General features: G+C 62.2%; 3 protein-coding genes. 1 reads left to right on the top strand and 2 read right to left on the bottom strand.

From position 1 onward, the window contains the following. Positions 1-1,163: ISAs1 family transposase (locus tag MJD61_01125; protein ID MCG8553883.1), on the bottom strand; the 1,163-nt coding region annotated here is incomplete at its 3' end. A gap of 216 nt (positions 1,164-1,379) precedes the next feature. Between MJD61_01125 and MJD61_01130 the strand changes: the two genes are divergently transcribed. Continuing rightward, complete coding sequence (locus MJD61_01130) at positions 1,380-1,880, top strand: hypothetical protein (GenBank protein MCG8553884.1); 501 nt, start codon at positions 1,380-1,382, stop codon at positions 1,878-1,880. 911 nt (positions 1,881-2,791) lie between these two features. On the opposite strand, the gene MJD61_01135 is transcribed toward MJD61_01130, so the two are convergent. After that, on the bottom strand, positions 2,792-4,188 hold a 1,397-nt coding region (locus MJD61_01135; protein ID MCG8553885.1), incomplete at its 5' end, for a PKD domain-containing protein.

Raw genomic sequence — 4,188 nt, forward strand, 5'->3', positions numbered from 1 at the left:
GCGCTCTTTCTGGCGGTGGCGATGCCGACTTTGCGTTTGCCATCACGCCGGACGAGGTTGAGTGCGAAGTGGCGTAGCGTGGTCATGTTCTGGGCGGTGTTTCGAGCGCGATGGCGGGCGTGGTCCTCCTGAAAGGCCATGTCGAGCACCCAGTGCAGCTCGTTCTCGATCGACCAGTGACGGCGGATGGTGTGGGCCATTTCCGCGGCGGTGGCGTCGGGGTTGCTGCCGATATAGTACGAGGTTTCGCGCGAGGTCTTGCCAGTGGACAGGTCGGTTCGCTCCCGCGTGGCCTGCAGCACACAAGCCAGCCCAGGCCAACGCTCCGCGGAGGTGACCAACCAGGCCAAGTCCCGGCACACCGCCACCGAGCGTGTTTCGAGACGCCCGTGCCCCTTGTCGACGTCCACGGAGTGTTCCACCTGGGGTCGAGCTTGCTCGTCCAGTGCCCGGGTCCGCTCGTCGGCCGCCTCCGCAAAGGTCTCGGCCACTTGTTGACGCAAGGTCGGCTGGTTGTCTTTGACCTGCAGAAGGTAGTGACCGCCGCCTTGCACGATGGTCTTGGCGATCTCGCTCTGACAGCCCATCGCGTCGATCGTCACCGTGGCCCCGCGCAAGTCGAGCGTCTGCAGCAGTTCCGGAATGGCCGTGATTTCGTTGGACTTGTCCCGTGTTTTGCATTGGCCCAACACCAACCCCGCCTCGCTCAGAAACGCGCTCACCGTGTGCAGCGCGGGTTTGTCGTGGGCTCGGTCGAAACTGCGCCGGCTCGTCTTGCCATCGACCGCGATGTGCTTGTGGGTCGTCGCCCGCAAGCGGACGGCCAACAGATTGGCCCAGCTACGAAGCACCGCCGAAAAGGCTGCAGGGTCCAGGGCGGCGAATACCGACAGAAACACATCTTGGCTCGGCGTCCCGTGAGGCACGGGAAGCATGGAGCCGAGCCATGGCTCATGCATCTTGCCCCATAGCTCCATGGACTCGGCGTCGTCGCAACCACACACCATCGCCATCAGCGCCGTCACGACCACCGTCTGCAACGGGTAGCGAACGCCTTGTGGGCGTCGCGGGTCGGGTAACGAACCCAACGTTTGTTGAAAAAAATCCAGCGCTTGGGCTTCATTGCCCTCTTCGACCCTCTGAGCCTGTGTGGTCCGTGGCATTCGACCGACCTCCTGGGGCCGGACGCCATGCCCGGCACACAGGGTCGATCACCTTTTCAAGCTCTTGTCCAGCATTTTTAGAACTCGATCGCCCTGCGCTATCCCCAAGTTACTCTTGACGGTGTCTACTCTTTCGATATCGGACACTCGCGGCTCTCGCTTTGGCTGCAGCCGGACTCCAAAGGGGGGCCCCTGGGCAAGGTGCTTGCGAGGACGGTGTCATCGTTTTCGTGGCAGCTCGATATCAGGCAGTGGGACGCCGCGGCCGTCAAGGGCCGTCTATCTGTTGACGGCGTGCCGATCAGCGATGGAGTCTTCCATCGGGTCGAGTCCTTCGCTTTCGGTGTCGGTTTCACTCCGGTAGAGATCACCGTGCTCTACCCCACCGCGGCCTACAACGGCAAGCAGGGCCTCCTTGCCTTGTGGTCCAAGGACGACCGATCTCGAAAGACGTATGACGTTCAAACTATCGTCGGTCGGCAGGCCGTCTTTCGGGTAGAGCTCGATCATCGGTTTCTCAAATCGGATTTCGGAGAGCCGGATCACGAGATGATGTTCCTTGTCGCGAACCGGCTCGCCGATCTGTCGCTGGTTGCGGTTGACCCCGAGCACCTCCGCATCCTTGGAGCCAGCAGCGGCTCATACGTGGGCCGCCAGCTTTCGATCCCGAAAAGCGACAGGGTTCTGCGCACAACCGTGGACTATGAAGCTCCATGATCGTCCATCAAGCTCCTCCCGCGAGGTCAGTCATGGCGAAATTATCCAACGCGGTCGCCGGAACGGTTTTGGTTCTGCTAGTGGCGAACTGTGGCGCGCGCCAGTTCAACAGCAAGCGGAACGGTCCCGCGGATGATGATGTCCTGTTGAAACTTGATCTGACGGGTTTTCCTGCCGATCCCCTATGCAGCGCGCCAATAACGCGGCTCTTCATCGTTTCAGAGGAAAACCGATCCGCGAACTGCACGCCGGATCCGGTTCAAGGGGGTTGCTGGGTTCCTATCGGAGAGCAGAGGGAATACACGGAGTCCCTCGGTTTTCACGAGCAAGTAAGGGACGTGCTAGGGCCGCGAGCAATCCAGGTGACCGTGACCTATCGAAACAGCCAAGATGTCAAATGCACCTCGGATCGGTCCTGGTATTTCTCCGTCGACAAGAGCATGCAGTTCGGTACGGTGGGTGTTGTCACGAAGGCTTTGGATTACGCCGATTCCGCGGCGGCCCCGTTGAAACAGGCCATGCGTATGCCAACTGCGACGCTCGAACCCCCGCTCGCCGAGATCTGCCGAGACGTCACCCATCGCTCATGCCAGAAGATCACGAGGTGTGTGAGATACTTTGCGTGGTGGTGTATTGCGCGCCGCACCTTTTGGGTCTGCCAGGATACAGTCAGCACGGAATGCTCATGCGGTCCAGCTCCGCTGACCGGCCACTACGACCCCGGCAGTTGCGGGTGACCAGCCATCGGATGACAGCCAAAGGAGCGGTGCCTTGTTAGCCGTCCAATCGCGAAACCATGGTCGTCGCGAGCGACACCCCACGGGGCCTACGGCACACTCCGCCGACCGTCAGCCAAGACGGCGAGCTGGATCCGTCTGAGTGGCTGCGGGGCGCCGACGCCGACACCAACGCTAATCCAAGGCCCCACCCAACGGGGCGATCACGCTTGCCTCAGCCTCGTTGCCCGTGGCATCGCGACAGCGTACACGTAGCTCGAATGACGGTGCCTCTAGTTCGAGCCGGCCATCCTCGAGTTCGACCTGTTGCTCGTCTTCGAGCTCAAGCGCGACAAGCTGACCGTTGGCTACCGGGATGCGATTGAGGGTGACCGCGCTCACGCCCGCAGTCGGATCACAGGCGTCAAGACAGGCGTAGCGAACGCGAAAGAGCGCTTCGTCCTCTGCCTGCTGAGCCCCTTCTTCGCCTCCGCCGTCTCGGTCCTGGTCAGGCATGGGCACGAGCGCCGCGGTGGGGATGGGGGCAGTGCGGTCCAACACTGTCCATCGCACAGTATCCACATCCGTTGCACCTGAGGAATCGGACACCGTCAGCGTGATGTCGCGGGCTCCAAGCGAGCGCAGCGTTATCGTCGGGTCAATGCCCCCGACCTCACCTCCGCCTTCGGGAAATGTGCCGGTCCAGGCAAAAACGAGCTGGTCGCCGTTCGGGTCGTAGGAGCCGCTGCCGTCCAGCCGCGCGACCGCCGTGTCTCCAGCGCACTCGAGGGTCCGATCGGGGCCCGCAGCCGCCACCGGAGGCTCGTTGTCTGTGGTGGAGCACGCGAGCATCGGATCGGATCCGGTATCGGTTGATGGCGGCTGGCTCACCCAGCTCAGAGCGTTTCGCATGAGCGTCTGCGCCACGGGCGAAACGAGGGTTAACTGGAACTGGGTTTGCATGTACAGAGCCACGCGAGCTGAACCACAACGTCCTGCGAGCACGGCCGGGTACGTTCCCAGCGGGACTTCTTCCGCGAAATCGGTGGAAACAAATTCGGCCACTGGCCGGAGGCGGCTATCCAAGTTCGTCAGCGCGAATGCGAGCTTCGGGCCGTCAAAAAAACTGGCGGGCACCCCCAGCATGAGCGGATGAGTCGCGTCGGTAACGTGGATCGTGGAGTCTTCGAAGGGGAGGGGGATGCCGCCACCCGCCACCGTTCCTTCGAACAGTCGCAGCGCAGGTTCCAGGTTGGATATGATTGCTAGTCCGGGGACGAAGTCGTCAAAAAAGAGCGCAGCTCCATCGTACTCGGCGACGACCCCACCACCACCTGCCACGAAACTCCGAATCGCGTGGAGGTACGAGGCGTCTACCTGCGAAGAGAAAACCTTTCGCGCCATGATCAGTGCGTCAACATCGTCCGTCACCAGCCGGCCGGATGCGATCTGTGACCACCGGGGCCGACCTGACCCGGGTTGGCGTCCGCCGGCGTGCGCCGGCACTTTCGCCACCACCGGTAGCGTAAGTGTGCGAAATGAGCTGCGGTGGTGTCCGGCACGCTTGGTGCGGTGTGCGAAGCATGACGCAA

The organism is Pseudomonadota bacterium (assembly GCA_022361155.1).
Lineage (GTDB): Bacteria > Myxococcota_A > Polyangia > Polyangiales > JAKSBK01 > JAKSBK01.